The sequence below is a fragment of the Streptomyces sp. SudanB5_2050 genome (genome assembly GCF_964272335.1).
Lineage (GTDB): Bacteria > Actinomycetota > Actinomycetes > Streptomycetales > Streptomycetaceae > Streptomyces > Streptomyces rochei.
The window spans coordinates 3947826-3971569 of record NZ_OZ186760.1; the positions used below are offsets into that span (position 1 = coordinate 3947826).

General features: G+C 70.9%; 18 protein-coding genes and 1 tRNA gene. 11 read left to right on the forward strand and 8 right to left on the reverse strand.

From position 1 onward, the window contains the following. Window positions 1–119: 119 nt before the first annotated feature. The 5 genes from ACFZP7_RS17600 to rpmH are packed head-to-tail and all read right to left on the reverse strand — an operon-like array spanning window position 120 to window position 2853. Entirely contained in the window at window positions 120–632 is a 513-nt protein-coding gene (locus tag ACFZP7_RS17600; RefSeq protein ID WP_019324705.1) for a R3H domain-containing nucleic acid-binding protein, read from the reverse strand. Between the two features lie 15 nt (window positions 633–647). Next, window positions 648–1949, reverse strand: coding sequence for a membrane protein insertase YidC (gene yidC / locus ACFZP7_RS17605; RefSeq protein ID WP_019324706.1), 1302 nt, complete (start codon window positions 1947–1949; stop codon window positions 648–650). A gap of 3 nt (window positions 1950–1952) precedes the next feature. Further along, the gene (gene yidD / locus ACFZP7_RS17610; protein ID WP_078494784.1) at window positions 1953–2327 is read right to left on the reverse strand and encodes a membrane protein insertion efficiency factor YidD; all 375 of its coding nucleotides are present in this window, start codon (window positions 2325–2327) and stop codon (window positions 1953–1955) included. Continuing rightward, window positions 2324–2695, reverse strand: coding sequence for a ribonuclease P protein component (gene rnpA / locus ACFZP7_RS17615; protein ID WP_078855569.1), 372 nt, complete (start codon window positions 2693–2695; stop codon window positions 2324–2326). The genes yidD and rnpA overlap by 4 nt, the downstream gene beginning before the upstream one ends. A 20-nt stretch (window positions 2696–2715) precedes the next feature. Continuing rightward, the gene (rpmH, locus tag ACFZP7_RS17620) at window positions 2716–2853 is read right to left on the reverse strand and encodes a 50S ribosomal protein L34 (protein WP_003956500.1); all 138 of its coding nucleotides are present in this window, start codon (window positions 2851–2853) and stop codon (window positions 2716–2718) included. 376 nt (window positions 2854–3229) lie between these two features. On the opposite strand from rpmH, the gene dnaA reads away from it, so the two are divergent. From dnaA to ACFZP7_RS17665, 9 genes are all read left to right on the forward strand, one after another. Further along, on the forward strand, window positions 3230–5236 hold the full coding sequence (gene dnaA, locus ACFZP7_RS17625; protein ID WP_385634766.1) for a chromosomal replication initiator protein DnaA: 2007 nt from the start codon (window positions 3230–3232) through the stop codon (window positions 5234–5236). Between the two features lie 1062 nt (window positions 5237–6298). Further along, entirely contained in the window at window positions 6299–7429 is a 1131-nt protein-coding gene (gene dnaN, locus ACFZP7_RS17630; RefSeq protein WP_030971386.1) for a DNA polymerase III subunit beta, read from the forward strand. Window positions 7430–7650: 221 nt separating this feature from the next. Further along, window positions 7651–8526, forward strand: a complete 876-nt coding sequence (gene gnd / locus ACFZP7_RS17635) for a phosphogluconate dehydrogenase (NAD(+)-dependent, decarboxylating) (RefSeq protein WP_019324710.1) — start codon at window positions 7651–7653, stop codon at window positions 8524–8526. Between the two features lie 65 nt (window positions 8527–8591). Next, complete coding sequence (gene recF, locus ACFZP7_RS17640) at window positions 8592–9713, forward strand: DNA replication/repair protein RecF (RefSeq protein ID WP_031017576.1); 1122 nt, start codon at window positions 8592–8594, stop codon at window positions 9711–9713. Next, a complete protein-coding gene (locus ACFZP7_RS17645) occupies window positions 9710–10309 on the forward strand; it encodes a DUF721 domain-containing protein (RefSeq protein ID WP_385634767.1) in 600 nt (199 codons plus the stop codon). Before recF ends, ACFZP7_RS17645 begins: the two co-directional genes overlap by 4 nt. Window positions 10310–10763: 454 nt before the next feature. Beyond that, window positions 10764–12824, forward strand: coding sequence for a DNA topoisomerase (ATP-hydrolyzing) subunit B (gene gyrB, locus ACFZP7_RS17650; protein ID WP_176603948.1), 2061 nt, complete (start codon window positions 10764–10766; stop codon window positions 12822–12824). A 42-nt stretch (window positions 12825–12866) separates the two neighbouring features. Then, window positions 12867–15461 carry a DNA gyrase subunit A gene (gene gyrA / locus ACFZP7_RS17655; RefSeq protein WP_019324714.1) on the forward strand — a complete coding sequence of 865 codons (2595 nt, stop codon included), beginning with the start codon at window positions 12867–12869 and terminating at the stop codon, window positions 15459–15461. Between the two features lie 18 nt (window positions 15462–15479). Further along, window positions 15480–16202, forward strand: coding sequence for a DUF3566 domain-containing protein (locus ACFZP7_RS17660; RefSeq protein WP_086024753.1), 723 nt, complete (start codon window positions 15480–15482; stop codon window positions 16200–16202). A gap of 100 nt (window positions 16203–16302) precedes the next feature. Continuing rightward, a tRNA-Ile gene (locus tag ACFZP7_RS17665) sits at window positions 16303–16379 on the forward strand. A 128-nt stretch (window positions 16380–16507) separates the two neighbouring features. Here the strand turns inward: ACFZP7_RS17665 and ACFZP7_RS17670 are convergent. Both ACFZP7_RS17670 and ACFZP7_RS17675 read right to left on the reverse strand, forming a co-directional pair. Next, the gene (locus ACFZP7_RS17670; RefSeq protein ID WP_385634768.1) at window positions 16508–20707 is read right to left on the reverse strand and encodes a hypothetical protein; all 4200 of its coding nucleotides are present in this window, start codon (window positions 20705–20707) and stop codon (window positions 16508–16510) included. 347 nt (window positions 20708–21054) lie between these two features. After that, window positions 21055–21627, reverse strand: a complete 573-nt coding sequence (locus ACFZP7_RS17675; protein ID WP_046250570.1) for a hypothetical protein — start codon at window positions 21625–21627, stop codon at window positions 21055–21057. 168 nt (window positions 21628–21795) lie between these two features. Between ACFZP7_RS17675 and ACFZP7_RS17680 the strand changes: the two genes are divergently transcribed. Together ACFZP7_RS17680 and ACFZP7_RS17685 are read left to right on the forward strand one after the other, a co-directional pair. Further along, a complete protein-coding gene (locus tag ACFZP7_RS17680) occupies window positions 21796–21990 on the forward strand; it encodes a ferredoxin (protein ID WP_019324718.1) in 195 nt (64 codons plus the stop codon). 80 nt (window positions 21991–22070) lie between these two features. After that, window positions 22071–22946 carry an FkbM family methyltransferase gene (locus tag ACFZP7_RS17685; RefSeq protein ID WP_385634769.1) on the forward strand — a complete coding sequence of 292 codons (876 nt, stop codon included), beginning with the start codon at window positions 22071–22073 and terminating at the stop codon, window positions 22944–22946. A gap of 16 nt (window positions 22947–22962) precedes the next feature. Here the strand turns inward: ACFZP7_RS17685 and ACFZP7_RS17690 are convergent, their stop codons facing one another. Then, entirely contained in the window at window positions 22963–23742 is a 780-nt protein-coding gene (locus tag ACFZP7_RS17690) for a glycosyltransferase family 2 protein (RefSeq protein ID WP_385634770.1), read from the reverse strand. Window positions 23743–23744: the final 2 nt, after the last annotated feature.

A 23744-nucleotide genomic window follows, 5' to 3' on the forward strand; every position in this document is an offset into this window, starting at 1 on the left:
CCGTCCTTCCGTACGGCACCGGCGCGCTGTGCGCCGCTGCCAGAACCACCAGAACTATCAGGCTGACAAAATTCGGCCCCGTCTGCGCAACAGACGGGGCCGGAGAACGTGGGGGCCGATCAGGCGGGAAGCACGACGACGAAGCGCTCCGGCTCCTCGCCCTCGGACTCGCTGCGCAGCCCCGCGGCCTTGACCGCGTCGTGCACGACCTTGCGCTCGAACGGGGTCATCGGCTTCATCCGCACGGGCTCGCCGCTGCTCTTGGCCTCGGCGGCGGCCTTGGCACCCAGCTCGGAGAGCTCGGTGCGCTTCTTGGCCCGGTAATCCGCGATGTCGAGCATCAGCCGGCTGCGGTCGCCGGTCTCCCGGTGCACGGCCAGACGCGTGAGCTCCTGCAGAGCCTCCAGCACCTCACCGTCCCGGCCGACCAGCTTCTGCAGGTCCCGGCTGTTGGTGTCACTGATGATCGAGACGGAGGCGCGGTCGGCCTCGACGTCCATGTCGATGTCGCCGTCGAGGTCGGCGATGTCGAGCAGACCCTCCAGGTAGTCCGCGGCGATCTCGCCCTCCTGCTCGAGGCGGGTCAGGGTGTCTGCGCCCTCGGCAGCGGCGGAGGTGGTGCCTTCCGTCACGGGATGGACTCCTTCTTACTTCTTCGACGGGGACTTGGGCCGCTGCGGGCCCTTGCGCTGTCCGGACTGGGCCTTGCTGCGGCCACCGCCGCCGGGCTTCTGCGCGGGCTTCTTGTTGGCGGAACCGGCGGGCTTGGCGCCCTGCTGGCCGCCCTCCGGCTCGTCGGACTTGCTGAGGGAGGTCTTGGCCTCCGCGTCACCGGCGGACTCACCGGCCGGCTTCGCGGACTGGCGCTGTGCCTTGCTCTGCCGCTTGGGCTGCTGGCGCTTGGGTGCGCCGGCGGTGCCGGGGGTGCCGCCGTCCGTGCTCTGGGCGGCGACGGCGGCCTCGCTCTTCACCACGGTGCCGTCGTTCTGGGCGGCGAGGCCCGCCTTGTTCAGACCGTTGATGAACTTGCGCTCGAACTCGTTGCGGTCCCGGCCCTTGGCGACGATGGCCTTGACGATGGACCGCTGACCGCGGCCGCGGGTCTTGCCGGTGGCCGTGACGTGCTTGAGCAGGCGCTCCAGGTAGGCGGACTGGGCCTTGGAACCCGGCGTCGGATTGTTGCGGATGACGTACATCTGCTGACCCATGGTCCACACGTTGGTGGTCAGCCAGTAGACGAGGACACCGACGGGGAAGTTCACACCGAAGACGGCGAACATGATGGGGAAGACGTACATCAGCATCTTCTGCTGCTGCATGAACGGCGTCTTCACCGTGGTGTCGACGTTCTTCGTCATCAGCTGGCGCTGGGTGAAGAACTGCGACGCGGACATCAGCACGATCATGATCGCGGTGACGACCCGGACGTCGGTCAGCGAGGCGTTGAGAGCGGCGACCTCGCTCTCGCTGCTGAAGAACTTGGAGGCCAGCGGGGCCCCGAAGATGTGCGCCTGCTGGGCGCTCTGCAGCAGGTCCTTGTTGATCACGCCGATGGTGTCGTTCGACGCGATCGAGTTGAGGACGTGGTACAGGGCGAAGAAGAACGGGGACTGCGCCAGGATGGGAAGGCACGAGGAGAGCGGGTTGGTGCCCGTCTCCTTGTACAGCTTCATCATCTCTTCGGACTGACGCTGCTTGTCGTTCTTGTAGCGCTCCTGGATCTTCTTCATCTCCGGCTGGAGCGTCTGCATCCCACGCGTCGCCTTGATCTGCTTCACGAAGAGCGGGATCAGGCAGATGCGGATGAGGATCACCAGGGACACGATGGACAGGCCCCAGGCCCATCCGGTGTCAGGGCCGAAGATGGCGCCGTACACCTTGTGGAACTGGACGATGACCCAGGAGACGGGCCAGGTGATGAAACTGAAGAGGCTGGCAATCGTGTCCACTAATCATGCTCCTTGGGCATGGGACGGTGTCTCTGCGGCCGGACTCGAGGGACTGGGCTGACTCGCGGGAGAAGCCTGCCCCTCGTTGGCCGGTTCGGCGGCGGAGGTCCCGCCCCTGCGTGCACGCCATGCGTCACGCAGCATTTCGTGCCACCGCGGGCGTTTGCGCGGCGGAACATGGTCCACGCCACCCAGCGACCACGGATTGCATCGCAGGATGCGCCAAGCGGTGAGCGCCGTGCCTTTGAGAGCACCGTGCCGGTCGATGGCCGTGTAGCCGTAGTGGGAACACGACGGGTAGTACTTGCACACCGGCCCCAGCAGAGGACTGATCGTCCACTGGTACAGCTTGATCAGAGCCAGCAGCGGGTACTTCATCGCGCGCCCCCTCCCATCAGCCGCGCGAGGGCGGCGTCCAGGTCTCGGGCCAGATGTACATGGTCGGCGTCACCCGCACCGGGCAGCGCTCGTACGACTACCAGGCTACCGGGGGGAAACAGGTCGATCCGGTCGCGCATCAGATGGCGAAGCCTGCGCTTCACCTTGTTGCGGACCACCGCGCCACCCACGGCTTTGCTCACGACGAAACCCGCACGTGTCGGGGGAGCGCTCTCCCCAGGCGCGTGCGGGTCCGTGGCACCGCTTCGAAGGTGGACGACCAGGGCCGGGCGTCCGGCCCGGCGACCTCGTCGTACCGCGGTCGCGAAGTCCTCGCGCCGCCTCAGCCGGTTCTCGGTGGGCAGCACGATGTCATGACCTGACCGGATCAGGCGGACAGACGGGCGCGACCCTTGCTGCGGCGGGACGCGAGAATCGCGCGGCCGGCACGGGTGCGCATCCGCAGCCGGAAGCCGTGGGTCTTGGCGCGACGGCGGTTGTTCGGCTGGAAGGTGCGCTTGCTCACTCGGGGGCTCCAGAAAGAATCGTGGTTGGCGGGGTGCCGTCCTGGCTGTCACCGTGCGCCCACGAGTAGCTCGCGTTACGCCCGAGTGCACCGCTTTTCGATCACCTTGGACGTGACCTGTGCCCATCGGAGGCAGGCGGCAGCAGCCATCGACAACTCGACCTGGTTACGGTACGTGGGACTGCGCCATTCGGTCAAACCAACGGTGACCGGGAGACACTTGTCCACAGGCTGGGGACAACAACTTGAACCCTACCGGCCACGCTGACTACCGTGACTGGACTCCGATTCGTTCCCTTATCCCTGCCCCACCCGAGTTTCATCCCGACCCGTCCCCGAATCACACCTTCGAGGGACTCGTGAGAGAGCGTGCCCTGTGGCTGACGTACCTGCCGATCTTGCCGCAGTGTGGCCACGCGTATTGGAGCAACTCCTCGGGGAGGGGCGCGGCCAGGGCGTCGAGTCGAAGGACGAGCACTGGATCCGGCGCTGCCAGCCCCTCGCGCTGGTCGCCGACACCGCGCTGCTCGCCGTGCCGAACGAATTCGCGAAGGGCGTACTGGAGGGCCGCCTGGCCCCGGTCGTCAGCGAGACCCTGAGCCGCGAGTGCGGCCGCCCCATCCGCATCGCGATCACCGTCGACGACACCGCCGGCGAGCCCGCGCCCCCCGCTCCCGCACCGCAGGCGCCGCCCGCCCGCCCCCAGCCCCGCTACGAGGAGCCCGAGCTCCCCGCTCCGGGCCAGGGCCAGGGCGGCCAGGGCGGCCGGGACGACTACGAGGGGTACGGCCGCCACCGCGCCGAGCAGCTCCCCACCGCGCGCCCCGCCTATCCGCAGGAGTACCAGCGCCCCGAGCCCGGCTCCTGGCCGCGGCCGGCGCAGCAGGACGACTACGGCTGGCAGCAGCAGCGCCTCGGTTTCCCGGAGCGGGACCCGTACGCCTCGCCGCCCCAGGAGGGCTACGACCAGGAGCCGTACCCGCAGGACTCGTACGGGCAGAACTACCGCCCGCAGTCGCCGGAGCGCCCCTCGGAACGCCCGTCGTACGACTCGCAGCACGGTGACTACAAGCGGAGCGAGTACGACCGCGGCGGCGAGTACGAGGCCCGCGACTACGAACAGTCGCGCGGCGACCACGGCCAGCCCCGGCCGGACTACGACAAGCCGCGCGGCGACTACGAGCCGCAGCGGGGCGACTACGACCAGCGCGGCCCCCGCCGGGACCTGCCCGAGCCGCCGTCCGGCTCCGGCCACGTGCACCGCGGCGGTCCGGTCGGCCCCGGCCCGGCCACCGGCGCCCCCGGCCCGCTGGCCGCGCAGCCCGCGCCGGCGACCGGTCCGGGCGAGCCGACGGCACGGCTGAACCCGAAGTACCTCTTCGACACCTTCGTCATCGGTGCCTCCAACCGCTTCGCGCACGCGGCGGCCGTCGCCGTCGCCGAGGCCCCCGCGAAGGCGTACAACCCGCTCTTCATCTACGGCGAGTCCGGGCTCGGCAAGACGCACCTCCTGCACGCGATCGGGCACTACGCCCGCAGCCTCTACCCCGGCACGCGCGTGCGGTACGTGAGCTCCGAGGAGTTCACCAACGAGTTCATCAACTCCATCCGCGACGGCAAGGGCGACAGCTTCCGCAAGCGCTACCGCGAGATGGACATCCTGCTCGTCGACGACATCCAGTTCCTCGCGGACAAGGAGTCGACGCAGGAGGAGTTCTTCCACACCTTCAACACCCTCCACAACGCCAACAAGCAGATCGTGCTCTCCAGCGACCGGCCGCCGAAGCAGCTGGTCACGCTGGAGGACCGGCTGCGGAACCGTTTCGAGTGGGGCCTGATCACCGACGTCCAGCCGCCCGAGCTGGAGACGCGCATCGCGATCCTGCGTAAGAAGGCGGTGCAGGAGCAGCTCAACGCCCCACCCGAGGTCCTGGAGTTCATCGCCTCGCGGATCTCGCGCAACATCCGCGAGCTGGAGGGCGCGCTGATCCGGGTGACGGCCTTCGCGTCGCTCAACCGGCAGCCGGTCGACCTCGGACTGACGGAGATCGTCCTCAAGGACCTGATCCCCGGCGGTGAGGACTCGACGCCGGAGATCACCTCGACGGCCATCATGAGCGAGACGGCCGACTACTTCGGCCTCACGGTGGAGGACCTGTGCGGCAGCTCGCGCGGCCGCCAGCTGGTGACGGCGCGGCAGATCGCCATGTACCTGTGCCGTGAGCTGACGGACCTGTCCCTGCCGAAGATCGGCGCGCTGTTCGGCGGCCGGGACCACACGACGGTGATGCACGCCGACCGCAAGATCCGCAATCTGATGGCCGAGCGGCGCTCCATCTACAACCAGGTGACCGAGCTGACCAACCGCATCAAGAACGGCTGAGCACCTCCGGCACCGGCCCCTGGCCCCCTAGGCGCCCCAGGACCCCTGGGGCGCCTTTCCCGTGCCCGCGGCCGCCCGCTGTGCGCGGCGTGGCCCGCCGTGCCGCGCCAGGGCCTCCGTGCTCGCATCGGCCCGCCGTGCCCGCGCCGGCCCCGTGCCCGCGTCGTGCTCCGGCGCCCGCAACGCCCTCCGTACCGGCCTCCGCGACGGCCACCGCCGCCCCACGGACGCGTGACGGACGCGCGACGGCCGTGCGACGGCCACCCGACCCGGCCGCCCGCTGTTCGATTACCTGCCGGGTTACGGCCGCCCTCCACAGATTCGGTGACTTTTTTCCGTCCACACCTTGGGGACTGGGAAGTTGTCCCGATCCTGTCCACAGGCCAGGGTGGTGAGGAACCATCAGGGCAGGTCAACCGCCTGTGGATTCGTGGACGAACGATCTCCACAGCCTGTGGACGAAGCGGTCTTCCACAAGCTGTGCATCGAGTTGTCCACGAACAACCCACAGGCTGGAGCCGGTTGTCCCCAGTGATCCCCAGCTTCTCCACATGGCTGTCCACTGTTCGGCAACGCGACGCGCCCTCTCACCGCGTCGAGTGAAAGGCGTCACACAGAGGTGCCGCAGGGGGCTGTGGGAAAGACGGGCAAAGCTGGGGACGGCCCTGGGGAGAAGTCGGCCCTCCCTGTGCACGGAGTGTGCAGAACTTTCTGTTCTCCACAGATACGCCCGGTTGTCCACGGGCGCCGCCCACAGGCCCGGTGGACAAAATTCGTGCTCTGACCTGGGAAAACGAGGTTATCCACGGTATCCACAGGCCCTACTACTACTCCCGACTAGAGAGAGAGCGGAATTCGTTTCGAAGCGGGTCCTGTGCACAACTCGCCCTCTCGAGCCCGACCGCCCCTCGTCACGACTTGACCCCGAAGGGCACCTACTGTCAGTGGGGTGCGTCAGACTGTTCTCCGGTGTCCTGCCCCGCAGAGGGGCCGACGACACCGAGTCAGACGACGAAAGCCAGGCAGGGCGAGAAGCGCCGGCAACAGCAGGAGGCGGCAACAGTGAAGATCCGGGTGGAACGCGACGTACTCGCGGAGGCAGTGGCCTGGGCGGCTCGCAGCCTCCCGGCCCGTCCGCCGGCGCCGGTCCTCGCGGGCCTGCTGCTGAAGGCCGAGGAGGGGCAGCTGAGCCTGTCCAGCTTCGACTACGAGGTCTCCGCGCGAGTGTCGGTGGAGGCCGAGATCGAGGAGGAGGGCACGGTCCTCGTCTCCGGCCGGCTGCTCGCCGACATCTCCCGCGCCCTCCCCAACCGGCCGGTGGAGATTTCCACAGACGGTGTACGGGCGACGGTGGTCTGCGGCTCCTCGCGGTTCACCCTCCACACCCTGCCGGTGGAGGAGTACCCGGCGCTGCCGCAGATGCCGGAGGCCACCGGCACGGTCCCCGGCGAGGTCTTCGCCGCGGCCGTGCAGCAGGTCGCCATCGCCGCGGGCCGCGACGACACGCTGCCCGTGCTCACCGGTGTGCGCATCGAGATCGAGGGCGACTCGGTCACCCTGGCCTCCACCGACCGCTACCGCTTCGCGGTCCGCGAGTTCCTGTGGAAGCCGGAGAACCCGGAGGTCTCCGCGGTCGCCCTGGTGCCCGCCAAGACCCTCCAGGACACCGCCAAGGCGCTGACCAGCGGTGACCAGGTGATCCTGGCGCTGTCCGGCTCGGGCGCGGGCGAGGGCCTGATCGGTTTCGAGGGCGCGGGCCGCCGGACGACCACGCGCCTGCTGGAGGGCGACCTCCCGAAGTACAAGACGCTCTTCCCGACGGAGTTCAACAGCGTCGCCGTGATCGAGACCGCCCCCTTCGTGGAGGCCGTCAAGCGCGTGGCCCTGGTCGCGGAGCGCAACACCCCGGTGCGGCTCAGCTTCGAGCAGGGCGTGCTGATCCTGGAGGCCGGCTCCAGCGACGACGCACAGGCTGTGGAAAGGGTCGACGCCCAGCTGGAGGGCGACGACATCTCGATCGCCTTCAACCCGACGTTCCTGCTGGACGGCCTCAGCGCGATCGACTCGCCGGTGGCCCAGCTCTCCTTCACGACGTCCACGAAGCCGGCGCTGCTCAGCGGCAAGCCGGCCCTGGACGCCGAGGCGGACGAGGCGTACAAGTACCTGATCATGCCGGTGCGGCTGAGCGGCTGATCCCTCGGCGACGGCAAGGGGCCGACGCCCGGTTGTCCACAGGCTGAGGACAACCCGAGGACAAACCCGCAGGTGAGGGCGTACGCATGAGCGCGTATGCCCACAGCTGTGCACGGACGTCCGGGTTTAGGCTCGGGGCGGGTACGAAAGTGCCGCGGCACGCATCCGGCCGGTCCGGAGGGTGCCGCCCCGCCACCTCGCACACCTAAGGAACGCAACTGATGGAGCTCGGTCTCGTCGGCCTCGGCAAGATGGGCGGCAACATGCGCGAGCGGATCCGCCGCGCGGGCCACACCGTCGTCGGATACGACCGCAACCCCGACCTCGCCGACGTCCACAGCCTGGAAGAGCTGGTGGGCAAGCTCGAGGGCCCGCGCGTGGTCTGGGTGATGGTCCCGGCCGGTGAGGCCACCCAGGCCACCATCGACCGGCTCGGCGAGCTGCTGGAGCCCGGCGACATCGTCGTGGACGGCGGCAACTCCCGCTGGACGGACGACGAGAAGCACGCCGAGGAGCTGGCCGCCAAGGGCATAGGCTTCGTCGACTGCGGCGTCTCCGGCGGCGTGTGGGGCCTGGAGAACGGCTACGCGCTGATGTACGGCGGCGACGCGGAGCACGTCGCCCGGGTGCAGCCGGTCTTCGACGCCCTCAAGCCGGAGGGCGACTTCGGCGCCGTGCACGCCGGCAAGGTCGGCGCGGGCCACTTCGCCAAGATGGTCCACAACGGCATCGAGTACGCCATGATGCAGGCCTACGCGGAGGGCTGGGAGCTGCTGGAGAAGGTCGACTCCGTGGACAACGTCCGCGAGGTCTTCCGCTCCTGGCAGGAGGGCACCGTGATCCGCTCCTGGCTGCTCGACCTGGCCGTCAACGCCCTCGACGACGACGAGCACCTGGACGGGCTCCGGGGTTATGCACAGGACTCCGGTGAGGGACGCTGGACTGTGGAGGCGGCGATCGACAACGCCGTGCCGCTGCCCGCGATCACGGCCTCGCTCTTCGCGCGGTTCGCGTCCCGGCAGGACGACTCGCCGCAGATGAAGATGATCGCCGCGCTGCGCAACCAGTTCGGCGGCCACGCGGTCGAGAAGAAGTAGGCAGGAGTCCCGAGGGCCACCGCCCGAGGGACGGTATCCGAAGGTAGGGAGGTCGGCGCACGCTCATGCACGTCACGCACCTGTCGCTGGCCGACTTCCGTTCGTACGCCCGGGTCGAGGTCCCGCTGGACCCGGGCGTCACCGCCTTCGTCGGCCCCAACGGGCAGGGCAAGACCAACCTCGTCGAGGCCGTCGGCTACCTGGCCACCCTCGGCAGCCACCGGGTCTCCTCCGACGCCCCCCTGGTGCGCATGGGCGCCGAGCGCGCCGTGATCCGCGCGCAGGTCAGACAGGGCGAGCGGCAGCAGCTGATCGAGCTGGAGCTGAACCCGGGCAAGGCCAACCGCGCCCGCATCAACAGGTCCTCGCAGGTCAGACCACGCGACGTGCTCGGCATCGTCCGCACCGTCCTGTTCGCGCCCGAGGACCTCGCCCTGGTGAAGGGCGACCCCGGGGAGCGGCGCCGCTTCCTGGACGAGCTGATCACCGCCCGCTCCCCGCGCATGGCGGGCGTGCGCTCCGACTACGACCGCGTCCTCAAGCAGCGCAACACCCTGCTGAAGTCGGCCGCGCTGGCCCGCCGGCACGGCGGCCGCACGATGGACCTGTCCACCCTGGACGTCTGGGACCAGCACCTCGCGCGCGCCGGCGCCGAACTGCTCGCCCAGCGCCTCGACCTGATCGCCGCCGTGCAGCCGCTGGCCGACAAGGCGTACGAGCAGCTGGCCCCCGGCGGCGGACCCCTCGCCCTGGAGTACAAGCCGTCGGCGCCCGGCGAGGCGCACACCCGCGAGGACCTGTACGCGCAGCTGATGACCGCGCTCGGCGAGGCCCGCAAGCAGGAGATCGAGCGGGGCGTCACGCTGGTCGGGCCGCACCGGGACGACCTGCTGCTGAAGCTCGGGTCGCTGCCCGCCAAGGGCTACGCGTCCCACGGCGAGTCGTGGTCCTACGCGCTGGCGCTCCGGCTGGCCTCCTTCGACCTGCTGCGGGCGGAGGGCAACGAGCCGGTCCTGGTCCTGGACGACGTCTTCGCCGAGCTGGACGCGCGGCGCCGGGAACGGTTGGCCGAGCTGGTGGCGCCGGGCGAACAGGTGCTGGTGACGGCCGCGGTCGACGACGACGTGCCGGACGTACTGGCGGGCGCGCGGTTCTCGGTGGCGGAGGGCACGGTGGAGCGCGCATGAGCGCGGACGGACCGACCCCGGCGGAGCCTTCGCCTTCCGGGCAGGGCCCCGGACAGCCGCCCGGCGGCCCGGGCCGGGGCGGTGGCGCCGAGCCGTCCGGCGTCGACCTCGCGCGCGTCGCGCTGCGGGCGGCGCGCGAGGCGGCACGCGCGCGCGGGGACGCGGCGCAGCAGAAGAAGCAGGCCCGCCGCGGCGGGCTGCGCTCGGGGGCGCGCGCCGACGGCCGTGACCCGATGGCGCTGGGTTCGGCGATCAACCGCCTGATCACCGAGCGAGGCTGGGAGACGCCGGCCGCGGTGGGCGGGGTCATGGGCCGCTGGCCGCAGATCGTCGGCGAGGACGTCGCCAAGCACTGTGTGCCGGAGCGGTACGACGAGGACGAGCGGGTGCTGGTCATCCGCTGCGACTCGACGGCCTGGGCGACGAACCTGCGGCTGCTCGCGCCGACGCTGGTGGCCCGCCTCAACGAGGACCTCGGCCACGGGTCGGTACGGCTGATCAAGGTGCTCGGACCCGGTGGCCCGGGCGGTGCCGCCCGCCGGTACGGCCCGCTGCGCGCGCCCGGCAGCCAGGGACCGGGCGACACCTACGGGTGACGCCGGGGGCCGGCCAGCGGTCTGGCGGCCCGTCAGAAGCGGGTGACGCGGCAGTGATGTACCTCACATAAATGGGCGTCAACGGCCGGTGTGAGCCGTTGGCGCCCGCTTCGTCGTACCACCGCACGCGGTTGCGAATCGGGTCCTGACTCCCAAGTAGCAAAGGGTTGACGCCCGGAAGCGCTGAGTGCCGTCGTGAGCCTCCTGGGGCCCCCATCCGCATATCGGGAGTCGGACGAGGCCGGTTGAGGGCGGCACATGCGGACTCAGGTACCGGCAAACCCCCATCAGTGTCAGTGCTACCGGTAGAATGGAAGACAATCCCGCCCCGACCGTGGGGACCGTCCGGGACTAGCTGAGCAACGCTGATCAAGGCTTACCAACGCAACATGCCGCAGCCGCTCCGGCAACCCGCCGACGAGCCTGGCTCGTGCTGTGCCAGAAAGGGCGCTTCGTGGCCGATTCCGGCAACCCCAACGAGAACAACCCGTCCACCGACACCGGCGTGAACGACGTGGTGAGCGCCTCGGGCGACGAGGCCGCCGCCTCGTACGACGCCAGTGCCATCACCGTCCTCGAGGGATTGGACGCGGTCCGCAAGCGACCCGGTATGTACATCGGCTCGACCGGTGAACGCGGCCTGCACCACCTGGTGCAGGAGGTCGTGGACAACTCCGTCGACGAGGCGCTGGCCGGTCACGCGGACACGATCGACGTCACGATCCTCGCCGACGGCGGTGTCCGCGTCGTCGACAACGGCCGCGGCATCCCGGTGGGCATCGTCCCCTCCGAGGGCAAGCCCGCCGTCGAGGTCGTGCTGACCGTGCTGCACGCGGGCGGCAAGTTCGGCGGCGGCGGCTACGCGGTCTCCGGTGGTCTGCACGGTGTGGGCGTCTCCGTCGTCAACGCCCTCTCCACGAGGGTCGCGGTGGAGGTCAAGACCGACGGCTACCGCTGGACCCAGGACTACAAGCTGGGTGTCCCCACGGCGTCGCTCGCCCGGCACGAGGCCACCGAGGAGACCGGCACGTCGGTCACCTTCTGGGCCGACGGCGACATCTTCGAGACCACCGACTACTCCTTCGAGACGCTCTCCCGGCGCTTCCAGGAGATGGCCTTCCTCAACAAGGGCCTGAGGATCAACCTCACCGACGAGCGCGAGTCGGCCAAGGCCACCGCCGGTGCGGACGAGGCCGGTGAGGACGAGAAGCACGAGGTCAAGAGCGTCTCGTACCACTACGAGGGCGGCATCGTCGACTTCGTGAAGTACCTCAACTCCCGCAAGGGAGAGCTGGTGCACCCCACCGTGATCGACCTCGAGGCCGAGGACAAGGACAAGAACCTGTCCCTCGAGGTCGCCATGCAGTGGAACGGCGGCTACACCGAGGGTGTCTACTCCTTCGCCAACATCATCCACACCCACGAGGGCGGCACCCACGAGGAGGGCTTCCGCGCGGCGCTCACCTCGCTGATCAACAAGTACGCGCGCGACAAGAAGCTGCTGCGCGAGAAGGACGACAACCTCACGGGCGACGACATCCGCGAGGGTCTGACCGCGATCATCTCGGTGAAGCTGAGCGAGCCCCAGTTCGAGGGCCAGACCAAGACGAAGCTCGGCAACACCGAGGTGAAGACCTTCGTCCAGAAGGTCGTCTACGAGCACCTGACCGACTGGCTCGACCGCAATCCGAACGAGGCCGCGGACATCATCCGCAAGGGCATCCAGGCGGCCCACGCGCGCGTGGCGGCCCGCAAGGCCCGCGACCTGACGCGCCGCAAGGGCCTGCTGGAGACGGCGTCGCTGCCGGGCAAGCTGTCCGACTGCCAGTCGAACGACCCGACCAAGTGCGAGATCTTCATCGTCGAGGGCGACTCCGCCGGCGGCTCGGCCAAGTCTGGCCGCAACCCGCAGTACCAGGCGATCCTCCCGATCCGCGGCAAGATCCTCAACGTCGAGAAGGCGCGCATCGACCGCATCCTGCAGAACCAGGAGATCCAGGCGATGATCTCCGCGTTCGGCACGGGCGTGCACGAGGACTTCGACATCGAGAAGCTCCGCTATCACAAGATCATCCTGATGGCGGACGCCGACGTCGACGGCCAGCACATCAACACCCTGCTGCTGACCTTCCTCTTCCGCTTCATGCGGCCGCTGGTCGAGGCCGGGCACGTGTACCTGTCCCGCCCGCCGCTCTACAAGATCAAGTGGGGCCGGGACGACTTCGAGTACGCGTACTCCGACCGCGAGCGCGACGCGCTGATCGAGATGGGCCGCAACGCCGGCAAGCGCATCCGCGAGGACTCCGTGCAGCGCTTCAAGGGTCTCGGCGAGATGAACGCCGAGGAGCTGCGCATCACGACCATGGACCAGGAGCACCGCGTCCTCGGCCAGGTCACCCTCGACGACGCCGCGCAGGCCGACGACCTGTTCTCGGTGCTGATGGGCGAGGACGTCGAGGCCCGGCGCGCGTTCATCCAGCGCAACGCCAAGGACGTCCGCTTCCTCGACATCTGAGTCGGTCTCAGCTGACCGCACCAGGAAGGACCTTCACCAGCAATGACCGACGAGAACACCCCTGTGACGACGCCCGAGGGTGACGCCCTCGCCATGCGTGTCGAGCCCGTCGGGCTCGAGACGGAGATGCAGCGCTCGTACCTCGACTACGCGATGTCCGTCATCGTCTCGCGCGCGCTGCCCGACGTCCGCGACGGCCTCAAGCCCGTCCACCGCCGGGTGCTGTACGCGATGTACGACGGCGGCTACCGGCCCGAGCGCGGCTTCTACAAGTGCGCCCGCGTCGTCGGCGACGTCATGGGCAACTACCACCCGCACGGTGACTCCTCCATCTACGACGCCCTGGTCCGCCTGGCCCAGCCGTGGTCGATGCGGATGCCGCTCGTCGACTCCAACGGCAACTTCGGCTCGCCGGGCAACGACCCGGCGGCGGCCATGCGCTACACCGAGTGCAAGATGGCGCCGCTGTCGATGGAGATGGTCCGCGACATCGACGAGGAGACCGTCGACTTCACGGACAACTACGACGGCCGCTCCCAGGAGCCGACCGTCCTGCCGGCCCGCTTCCCGAACCTGCTGATCAACGGCTCGGCCGGTATCGCGGTCGGCATGGCGACCAACATCCCGCCGCACAACCTGCGCGAGGTCGCGGCCGGCGCCCAGTGGTACCTGGACCACTACGAGTCCTCGCACGAGGAGCTGCTGGACGCGCTGATCGAGCGCATCAAGGGCCCCGACTTCCCGACCGGCGCCCTGGTGGTGGGCCGCAAGGGCATCGAGGAGGCCTACCGCACCGGGCGCGGCTCCATCACCATGCGGGCGGTCGTCGAGGTCGAGGAGATCCAGAACCGCCAGTGCCTGGTGGTCACCGAGCTGCCCTACCAGACCAACCCGGACAACCTCGCGCAGAAGATCGCCGACCTGGTGAAGGACGGCAAGATCGGCGGCATCGCCGACGTCCGCGACGAGACCTCCTCGCGCACCGGCCAGCGTCTGGTGATCGTCCTCAAGCGGGACGCGGTCGCCAAGGTCGTCCTGAACAACCTGTACAAGCACACCGACCTGCAGACCAACTTCGGCGCCAACATGCTGGCCCTGGTCGACGGCGTGCCGCGCACCCTCTCCCTGGACGCGTTCATCCGCCACTGGGTGAACCACCAGATCGAGGTCATCGTCCGCCGCACGCGCTTCCGGCTGCGCAAGGCGGAGGAGCGCGCGCACATCCTGCGCGGTCTGCTGAAGGCCCTGGACGCCATCGACGAGGTCATCGCGCTGATCCGGCGCAGCGACACCGTCGAGATCGCCCGCGGCGGCCTGATGGACCTCCTGGAGATCGACGAGATCCAGGCCAACGCGATCCTCGAGATGCAGCTGCGGCGCCTGGCGGCCCTGGAGCGGCAGAAGATCGTCCAGGAGCACGACGAACTCCAGGCGAAGATCAACGAGTACAACGAGATCCTGGCCTCCCCGGTCCGCCAGCGCGGCATCGTCAGCGCGGAGCTGGCGGCGCTGGTCGAGAAGTACGGCGACGACCGCAAGACCAAGCTGGTGCCGTACGAGGGCGACATGTCCATCGAGGACCTGATCGCCGAGGAGGACATCGTCGTCACGGTCACCCGGGGCGGCTACATCAAGCGCACCAAGACCGACGACTACCGCGCCCAGAAGCGCGGCGGCAAGGGCGTGCGCGGCGCGAAGCTCAAGGAAGACGACATCGTCAACCACTTCTTCGTGTCGACCACGCACCACTGGCTGCTGTTCTTCACCAACAAGGGCCGCGTCTACCGGGCGAAGGCGTACGAGCTGCCCGACGCCGGCCGGGACGCGCGCGGTCAGCACGTGGCCAACCTGCTGGCCTTCCAGCCGGACGAGTCCATCGCCGAGATCCTCGCGATCCGCGACTACGAGGCGATGCCCTACCTGGTCCTGGCCACCAAGGCGGGTCTGGTGAAGAAGACGCCGCTGAAGGACTACGACTCGCCGCGCTCCGGCGGTGTCATCGCCATCAACCTGCGCGAGCAGGAGGACGGAACCGATGACGAACTGATCGGCGCCGAACTCGTCTCGGCCGAGGACGATCTGCTGCTGATCAGCAAGAAGGCACAGTCGATCCGGTTCACCGCCTCGGACGACACGCTGCGTCCGATGGGACGTGCCACCTCGGGCGTCAAGGGCATGAGTTTCCGCGAAGGGGACGAGCTGCTCTCGATGAATGTTGTTCGAGCCGGTACGTTCGTGTTCACTGCCACCGACGGCGGTTACGCGAAGCGGACCTCCGTCGACGAGTACCGCGTCCAGGGTCGCGGCGGCCTCGGCATCAAGGCTGCCAAGATCGTCGAGGACCGCGGATCGCTCGTGGGGGCGCTGGTGGTCGAGGAGCACGACGAGATCCTCGCCATCACACTCTCGGGCGGTGTGATTCGCACGCGAGTCAGCGGGGTCAGGGAGACGGGCCGTGACACCATGGGCGTCCAACTGATCAATCTGGGCAAGCGCGATGCCGTCGTGGGCATCGCACGCAACGCCGAGGCGGGACGCGAGGCGGAGGAGGTCGACGGCGACGTGGCCGTCGACGAGTCCGCCGAGGGTGCCGCGACCACCGGCACGGACGAGGGTGAGGCGCCCTCGGCCGAGTAGCACGAGGAGAGAGTCATCGTGAGCGGAGCCACGGGCGCCGGATCGGCCGGTACCTCCAGGGGTACGGAAACGGACGGGGGCGGCCGTGGCTCCGCCACGCGTGCGGCGGATCCGCACACGACTCAACTGCGCAAGATCGAAGACGGAGCGGCCGACTCGCACTCGGGCAGCTCGTCCCAGACGCATTCCCAGGGGGGAAATGTGACGGACACCCGGGGCCGGCAGACCCAGCAGGCGGCCTCGCCGCTGCCGGGGGAGCGGCAGCCCCAGCAGCCCGGCGGGCCGTACCACCCGCCGCAGGCCTACCAGACCCAGGGCGGCAACGCCGCCGCCGTGCGCCGCCCGCGCACCGGCGCCCGCACCACGCCCCGCGTCCGCAAGGCGCGCCTGCGGGTGGCCAAGGCCGACCCGTGGTCGGTGATGAAGGTCAGCTTCCTGCTCTCCATCGCCCTCGGCATCTGCACCATCGTCGCCGCGGCCGTGCTGTGGATGGTCATGGACGCCATGGGCGTCTTCTCGACCGTCGGCGGCACCATCTCCGAGGCGACCGGCTCCAACGAGTCCAACGGCTTCGACCTGCAGTCCTTCCTGTCGCTGCCCAACGTGCTGCTCTTCACCACGGTCATCGCCGTCATCGACGTCGTCCTCGCCACCGCCCTGGCGACCCTCGGCGCGTTCATCTACAACCTGTCGGCCGGCTTCGTCGGCGGTGTGGAGCTGACGCTCGCCGAGGACGAGTGATCCTCGCCCACCGGCCCCGCGCCAACCGATTTTGGGACTGCCCGCCTCGTGCGCTAATCTTCAGGAGTCAGCGCGCGGGACACACACCGCAGAGCGCGGCGGGGCTATAGCTCAGTTGGTTAGAGCGCATCCCTGATAAGGATGAGGCCACAGGTTCAAATCCTGTTAGCCCCACCAGCGAGAAGACCCCCAGTCGGAAACGGCTGGGGGTCTTCTTCGTGTGCGCCCGGCCGCCGGCGACGGGGGATGCACCGGCGACCGGGCTGTGGCCAGGCTAACAAGGACGGGTGGAGGGCGGGAAGGAGTCACGGGTCGCACGGTGGCTCGTACGACAGGCGCGGCAGGTACTCGTGCCACTTCTCCTCGGTCAGTACGCCCCGGGTCGCCGAGCAGATGCGGTCGATGGCGTCGTCCACGTCCAGGTTCCACAGGCGGACGCTGTCCGTGCCGCTGGACACCCCGAGCATGTGCCGCACGGGGCTGAAGGAGAGGAAGCCGCCCGCCTTGGCGTTGGGGCTCATCGCCTCGCCGATCGGGGAGGCGTCGGCGGGCGCGCTGACGTCCCACAGGCGCACGGTGTTGTCGTTGGCGCCGCTGGCGAGGGTGGCTCCGTCCCGGCTGAACGTCAGTGACACGACCGAGTCGGTGTGCCCCGTCAGCGGCTCGCCGGTCGGCGAGGGGCGGCCCGGTCCGGCGAGGGTCCACAGCCGGACGGTGCCGTCGTCGCTGCCGCTGGCCAGGGTGGTGCCGTCCGGGCTGAAGGCGAGGGTGTTGACGGGTCCGAGGTGGCCCGTGCCCACGGTGTCGGAACCGGTGGCGTGGGCCGGGTCGGTGACGTCCCACAGCCGTACGGTGTCGTCGGCGGCGCCGCTGGCGAGGGTGCGGCCGTCGGGGCTGAAGGCGAGGGTGTTGACGTAGCCGGTGTGGCCGGTGAGCGGCTCGCCGAGAGGGCGGGGGCGGGCCGGGTCCGCGGTGTCCCAGAGCTGGACGCTGCGGTCGTCCTGGGCGGTGGCCACCGTGCGGCCGTCGGGGCTGAAGGCCAGGGTGTCGGGGCCCGCGTACCGGGTGCGCAGTTCCACCGGGGGGCCGTGGGCGGTGGGCCGGGCCGGGTCCGTGACGTCCCACAGCTGCATCGCGCGGCTGCCCGCCAGCACGGCGAGGGTGGCGCCGTCCGGGGAGAACACCAGCGACCGGATGTCGCCCTCCCCCGGCCTGAAGGGTTCGCCCAGCGGCACGGGCCGCGTGGGGTCGGCGACGTTCCACAGCCGCACCCGCCCGTCGCGGGCGGCGGTGGCCAGCACGTGACCGTCCGGGCGGAACGCGCCGATGCGGCCGATCATGTCCGAGGTCGGCAGGGACCACAGGCGGACCTTGCTGTCCCCGCTGCCGGTGGCGAGGGTGCGGCCGTCCGGGCTGAATCCCAGCGCGTACATCTCCCCGCTGCTGCCGGCCAGCTCCACGCCGATCTGCGAGGGGTAGGCCGGGTCGCTGACGTTCCACAGGCTCGCCGTGCTGTCCGCGCTGCTCGCGGCGAGCATGTCGCCGTCGGGGCTGAAGGCCACGGACCAGACGGGACCGGTGTGGCCGGTGAGCGGCGAGCCGATCCGCGAGGCGTCGTGCGGGTCGGTGACGTCCCACAGCCGTACGGTGTCGTCGGCGGCGCCGCTGGCGAGGGTGCGGCCGTCGGGGCTGAAGGCGACGGAGTGGATCAGTCCGGTGTGGCCGGTCAGCGGATCGCCGACGGTCCGCGGCCGGTCCCGGTCGGTGACGTCCCAGAGCCGGACCGTCTCGTCGTCGCCGCCGGCCGCCAGCGTCCGCCCGTCGGGGCTGAAGGCCACCGAACGCACCGCCGCGGTGGCACCCGTCAGGGCACCCAGCTCCCGGGGCCGGTCCGGGGCGGCCACGTCCCACAGGCGTACGGCGTGATCGTCGTGGGCGGAGGCGAGGGTGCGCCCGTCCGGGCTGAACGCGAGCAGGTAGACGGTGCCGCCGTGACCGGGCAGGGGATCACCGAGCGGGCGCGGGGCGGCGGGATCCGACACGTCCCACAGCCGGATCGTGCCGTCGTCCGAGGCACTGGCCAGGGTGCGGCCGTCGGGGCTGAACACCGCGGTGCTCACCCAGCTGGTGTGACCGGTGAGGGGCTTGCCCAGCGGTTCGGGGCGGGCGGGGTCCGAGACGTCCCACAGCCGGACGGTCCGGTCGTAGCTGGCCGTCGCCAGGGTCCGGCCGTCCGGGCTGAAGGTGGTCAGGTAGACGGCTCCCGAGTGGCCGAGGAGCGGCGTGGCCAGGGGCGCGTTCACGATCGAGATCAGCCGGTTGCGCACGTCCTCGTCGTCGGGCCGCAGGCGGTGCGCCGCCAGGTCGAGCTGGGCGGACAGCGACGGGTCGGTGTACTGGACGCGGTCCGCCTCGGCGACCACCTGTTCGAACACCGCGTCGTTGCGCTGCTGCCAGGCGAGCACCGCCGAACCGACCGCGAGCAGCGCGAGGACGACCAGGGACGCGACCGCGGCCCGCCTGATCAGGACGGTGCGCCGGCGCAGCCTGCCCGCGGCGGCCAGGAAGTCCACCGCGCCGCGGGTCAGGAAGGTGCCGGCGGCGGATTCCGCCCAGCCGCGGGCCTGCTCCAGCCGGGAGCCCCGGTAGAGCAGTGAGGAGTCGCGGCCCGACTCCTCCCAGGCCCGGCCGTCCTCCTCCAGCCGCTGCCGCAGCAGGTTGCCGGCGCGGTCCTCCTCGATCCAGTCGCGCAGCCGCGGCCAGGCGTGCAGCAGTGCCTCGTGGGTGATCTCCACGGTGTCCGCGTCCAGGGTCACCAGCCGGGCGCGGACCAGTGCCTCCAGGGACTCCTCGGTCTTGGCCGGGTCCCGGGACTCCTCCGCCAGCCGGCGCCGGGTGCCCCGCCTGCGGGTGGCCTGGGTGTCCTCGCTCACCCGGACCAGCCGCAGCAGCAGCAGCCGGGCGGCGTCGCGGGCCGCCGGGTCCAGGCCCGACCAGGCCCGCTCGGCGGTGGCGGCCACCGCGCCCTGGATGCCGCCGGCCGCGCGGTAGCCGGCCAGCGTCAGCCGGCCCGCCTTGCGGCGCTGCCAGGTGGCGAGCAGGGCGTGGGACAGCAGCGGCAGGACGCCCGCGTCGTGGGTGCCGTGCGGGCCGTCGGTACCGACCTCCCGGACGATCAGTTCCGCCAGTCCCGGTTCCAGCTCCATGCCCACGGCCCTGGCCGGGCCGGTCACCGCCTCGCGCAGTTCCGCGGCGGTCAGCGGCCCGAGCACCATGTGCCGGTGCTGCAGGGCGTCGGCCAGTTCGGGGTGGCGCAGACACTGTTCGTAGAAGTCGGCGCGCAGGCCGAGGGCGATCTGGACGGGCGCCGGGTCGTCGGGGTCGGCGCCGGGTGTGCAGGCGGCCTGGAGGACGCGGATGAACGCGCGCCGGGCCCACTCGTCCGCGCAGAGGGTGAAGACCTCCTCGAACTGGTCCACGATCAGGACCGGCCGGGCCGCCGCGATGGCCTCGGTGACCTCGGTGACCTCGGTGACCTCGGTGACCTCGGTGACCTCGGTGGCCTCGGCGGGTTCCGCGGGCGGTGACGCGGAGGGGCCGGGCGGAGGTGACGTGGACGGACCGGGCGAAGGCGACGCGGGGCCGGGAGACGGGGCAGCGGGGCCGGGAGGTGGGGAAGCGGCGGGGACCGGGGCCGCCGTCGTGTCCCGGGCCCAGGCCGTGAACGCCGCGCGGACCGCGCGCTCGAACTCCGCGCCGCCCGGCTCCGCCCCGTCCCTGCGGCCGGCGGCGACCACGGACGCGAGCCCGGGTATGCGGCCGGACAGCTCCCCGAGCGGATCGGCGCCCGGGACCAGTGGGAGCACCGTCCTCGGCGGTCCCGTGCCCCCGTCCGGCGAACGGTCGCGCAGGGCGGGCACCAGTCCGGCGTTGAGCAGGGAGGACTTCCCCGCTCCCGAGGCGCCCACGAGCATCACCAGGCCGCCGGTGTTCTCGGCCGCGCGCAGCTGGGCGACGAAGGCGGCCGTGCTCCGCTCCCGCCCGAAGAACCAGCCGGCGTCCTGCTGCCGGTAGGCGGCCAGTCCCCGGTAGGGGCAGACGCCGCCCGGGGCCCGGTCCGGCGGGTGCTCCTCCTCGCCGGGAGCCGGCGTCGCGCGCTCGCCGGTCGGGTCGGCCACCGCCCGCTCCCACAGGCGCTGCCACTGGGCCAGGTCGTACAGCCCCGGGGTGATCGGATCGGGCCGCGCGCGCCGGGCCTGGGGGATGAGGACGTGCAGCACCGCGGCGAGGGCGGGGAACTGGGCGGGGACGTTCTTGGCCCGCCGCCAGTCGCTGATCCGCTGGGCGGAGACCCGGACCGGCCGCCCGCGCTCGTCGACGCGCTGGAGCCGGACGACCGCTTCGGAGACGCGTTTGAGGGGAGGGTTGCCGGCCTCCCTGTACAGCAGTGCGAGACGTTCGGCGAAGGCCGTGCGTGCCCCTGAGTCGAAACTCAAGGTCTCCACTCCTTACTTCCCCCGCACCTGGACGTCCGGACCGGAAAACTCACTCTATACGCCTGACCTGCGGCTACGTCACTGTCACGGCTCCGGACCCTCCTCGTGGGCGACCTCAACTGGCAGGATCGCGTCGCAGTGGCGAGGCGATCGGCCGGCACCAGGACAGGTCAGCGGCCCGCGGTTCCCGGAGCCGTTGCGTACCGCCGCACGTTCTCGGTCAGCTTTCGACGGCCCTGCCCATTCCGTTCGGTACGGCGTTCAGCACGCCGCCGGCATGGTTGGGCACCGGTCCCCACGAGGGGAGGGACCGGTGCCGAAGCATGCCGGTGGTCGCGCGGTCCGGGCGGCTGCGGTCAGTCCCCGGCGGACGCCTGCCGGTCGGAAGTGCGCCGGGCGGGCACCTGGCGGGCGGACGGCAGCAGCAGGTCGCGCTCGGGGTGCCGGTCGCCGGTGACGCTGCCCCGGATGCCGAGGTCGGTGCGGGCCTCCTCGTGGAAGGCGTTGATCGCCCGGAACGCGGCCCGGTGCCGCTCCCGCCACTCCTCCAGGGTGCCGGTGATGCGGCCGGTGGCCTGCCAGTCGATCTCGGCGACCAGCTTGTTCAGCTCGTGCCCGGCTTCGATGGCCTCGTCACCGCCGAGCAGCATGACCCGCTCGAAGGCCGATCCCCAGCGCCGGCCGGCCTCGGCCAGGTCCTCGCGGAGTTCCTCCTCCGGGCGGTGGTCCTCGCGCAGGTTCTCCCTGGCCTCGTACAGCCGTACGGACGCGGCGATCCGCATCTTGGCGGCGTCCACGTACTCCCCGTAGGCGTCGACCTTCTTGTCGTCCCAGCGGGTCAGCAGCCGGTGGCGGTTCCTGCTCCGCTCCATCAGGTGGTTGGTGAGGTGCGTGGTCAGCGCGCCGACCAGCACGGCCGCGATCGTCACGAGTTGCCCGCCGGTCCCCACACCGTCCCCCAGTCGCCGTGTCACGGGATTGCCGGTCGATCTTATGATCCCCTGCTCAACAGGCAAGCGAGGCAGGCGGATTCGGAAGGCCGGCGGGCGGGCAGGCACGTCGTGTTGGCTTCGCATCCGACCGCCGCTGGAGGGCGTATGAGGATTTCCGTCGATCCCGAGCAGTGTTACGGCTCCGGCGACTGCGTCCACCGGGCCCCGTCCGTGTTCACCCAGGTGGACGGGCTCGGTGCCGTGATACCGGGGCGGGAGCGCGCCCTCGACGTGCCGCGGGTGCGCGAGGCGGTCGAGGGGTGCCCCGCCGCCGCGATCACCGTCGTGCGGGAGGACTGATCACCGCGGGCGGGCCGGGTGGGCCGGGTGGCCCGGGGAACATCGTCTCCCGGACGCTGGTCACCCTGGGCAGCCGGTACGTGCGCGGCGCCCCCGGCACGGTCGGGAAGGCGGTGCTCGCCGGACGGGTGCTGAACCCGTGGTTGCGCGAGCATCCGCGCCGGCGCGTGGTCCGGGTGCGTTCCGGTGACCGGTTCGCCGTGGACACGCAGGACCTGATCCAGCGGTACCTCTATCTCTTCGGCGTCTGGGAACCGCACCTGACGGCGTGGCTGCGGCGCCGGCTGCGGCCGGGGGACGCCTTCGTCGACGTGGGGGCCAACATCGGCGTCTTCAGCGTCCTCGCGTCACGGCTGGTCGGCGACGCGGGCCGGGTCGTGGCGATCGAGGCGTCCCCCGTCCTCCACCGGCGGTTGGCGCAGCACGTCCGGCTGAACGACTGCGCGAACGTGCGGGCGGTCAACGCCGCCGTCTCCGACAGCCGCGGGACCCTCACCTTCGTCCTGGCCAGCTCCCGCAACACGGGGGCGAACAGCATCGTTCCGTACGACGGTCCGGCCGAGTCCACGTTCGAGATCGGGGCCCGTCCGCTGCCGGAGCTGCTCGATCCGGCGGAGATCGCGAGCGCCCGGGTGATCAAGATCGACGTCGAGGGGGCGGAGGGCGGCGTCGTGCGCGGGCTGGCGCCGATGCTGCGGGGACTGCGGCCGGACGCGGAGATCTGCGTCGAGGTGACGCCCGAGCGCATGGCCCGGCTCGGGGACCGCGTCGACGACCTGCTGGCGGTGATGCGCGACGCGGGCTTCCACGTGTACCGGCTGGCCAACGACTACGCCCCCGAGAGCTACCCCTCGGCCCGCGGCACCGCCCTGGGCGTCCCGGTGCGGTGGCGGGGGCCGGTGGTGGAGGAGAGCGATCTGGTCTTCTCCCGGGTCGACGCGGAGACGCTTCCCTGATCAGGGGCGCGGTCGGTTACCGCGCGGCGGGGATGTCCGGGGGGAAGTGCCAGCTGAGGGAGGCCAGGGCCCGGGCCCTGGCTTCGACCACCGCCATGCGGGCGTCACGCTCGTCCGGGGCGACGTGGGCCGCCTGGCCGGTCACCTGGCCCTCCCACTTGCGGTAGAGGAGGCCCACCTCCTGGGAGAACCATCCCCGGCTCACGCAGTTGAGCGCCAGCAGCAGGCCGGTGTCCTCGGAGGCCGGCAGGGCCATCCAGCCCCCCAGCGCGAGCAGCAGGTCGCGCCGTACCAGGAGCGTCGCCGGGTGGACCTGGGCGCGGTAGCCGTTGGCCTTCCAGAAGTCGAGGACCTCCCCGCGTTCGATCGGCCCGTGCTCGGGATCGCCCGGGAAGCCGGCCGTCGAGCCGTCGGGCAGCAGGTCCAGCACCCGGGACGTGGCCCACCCGAGCGTCGGGTCGGCCTGCAGGGCGGCCAGGTCGCGGGCCAGGGCCCCCGGAGGGAGCTGGTCGTCAGCGTCCAGGATCTTCACGTACGGCCCGTCCGCGTGGGACAGGGCGAGGGTGCGCGCCACACCGGGGCCGCCCTGCATGCCCGCCCTGCCCTGCCGGAAGACGACGCGCGGGTCGTCGGGCACGTGCGGCCGTACGTCGTCGGTCCGCCCGTCCTCCTGGATCACCCAGCGCCATTCCCAGCCCTCGGGCAACTCCTGTGCGCACAGGGAGCGGTGGGCCTCGGGGAGGAAGGGGGCCGAGGGGCCGTGGACGGCGGTGACGATGATGACGCGCCTGCTCACGG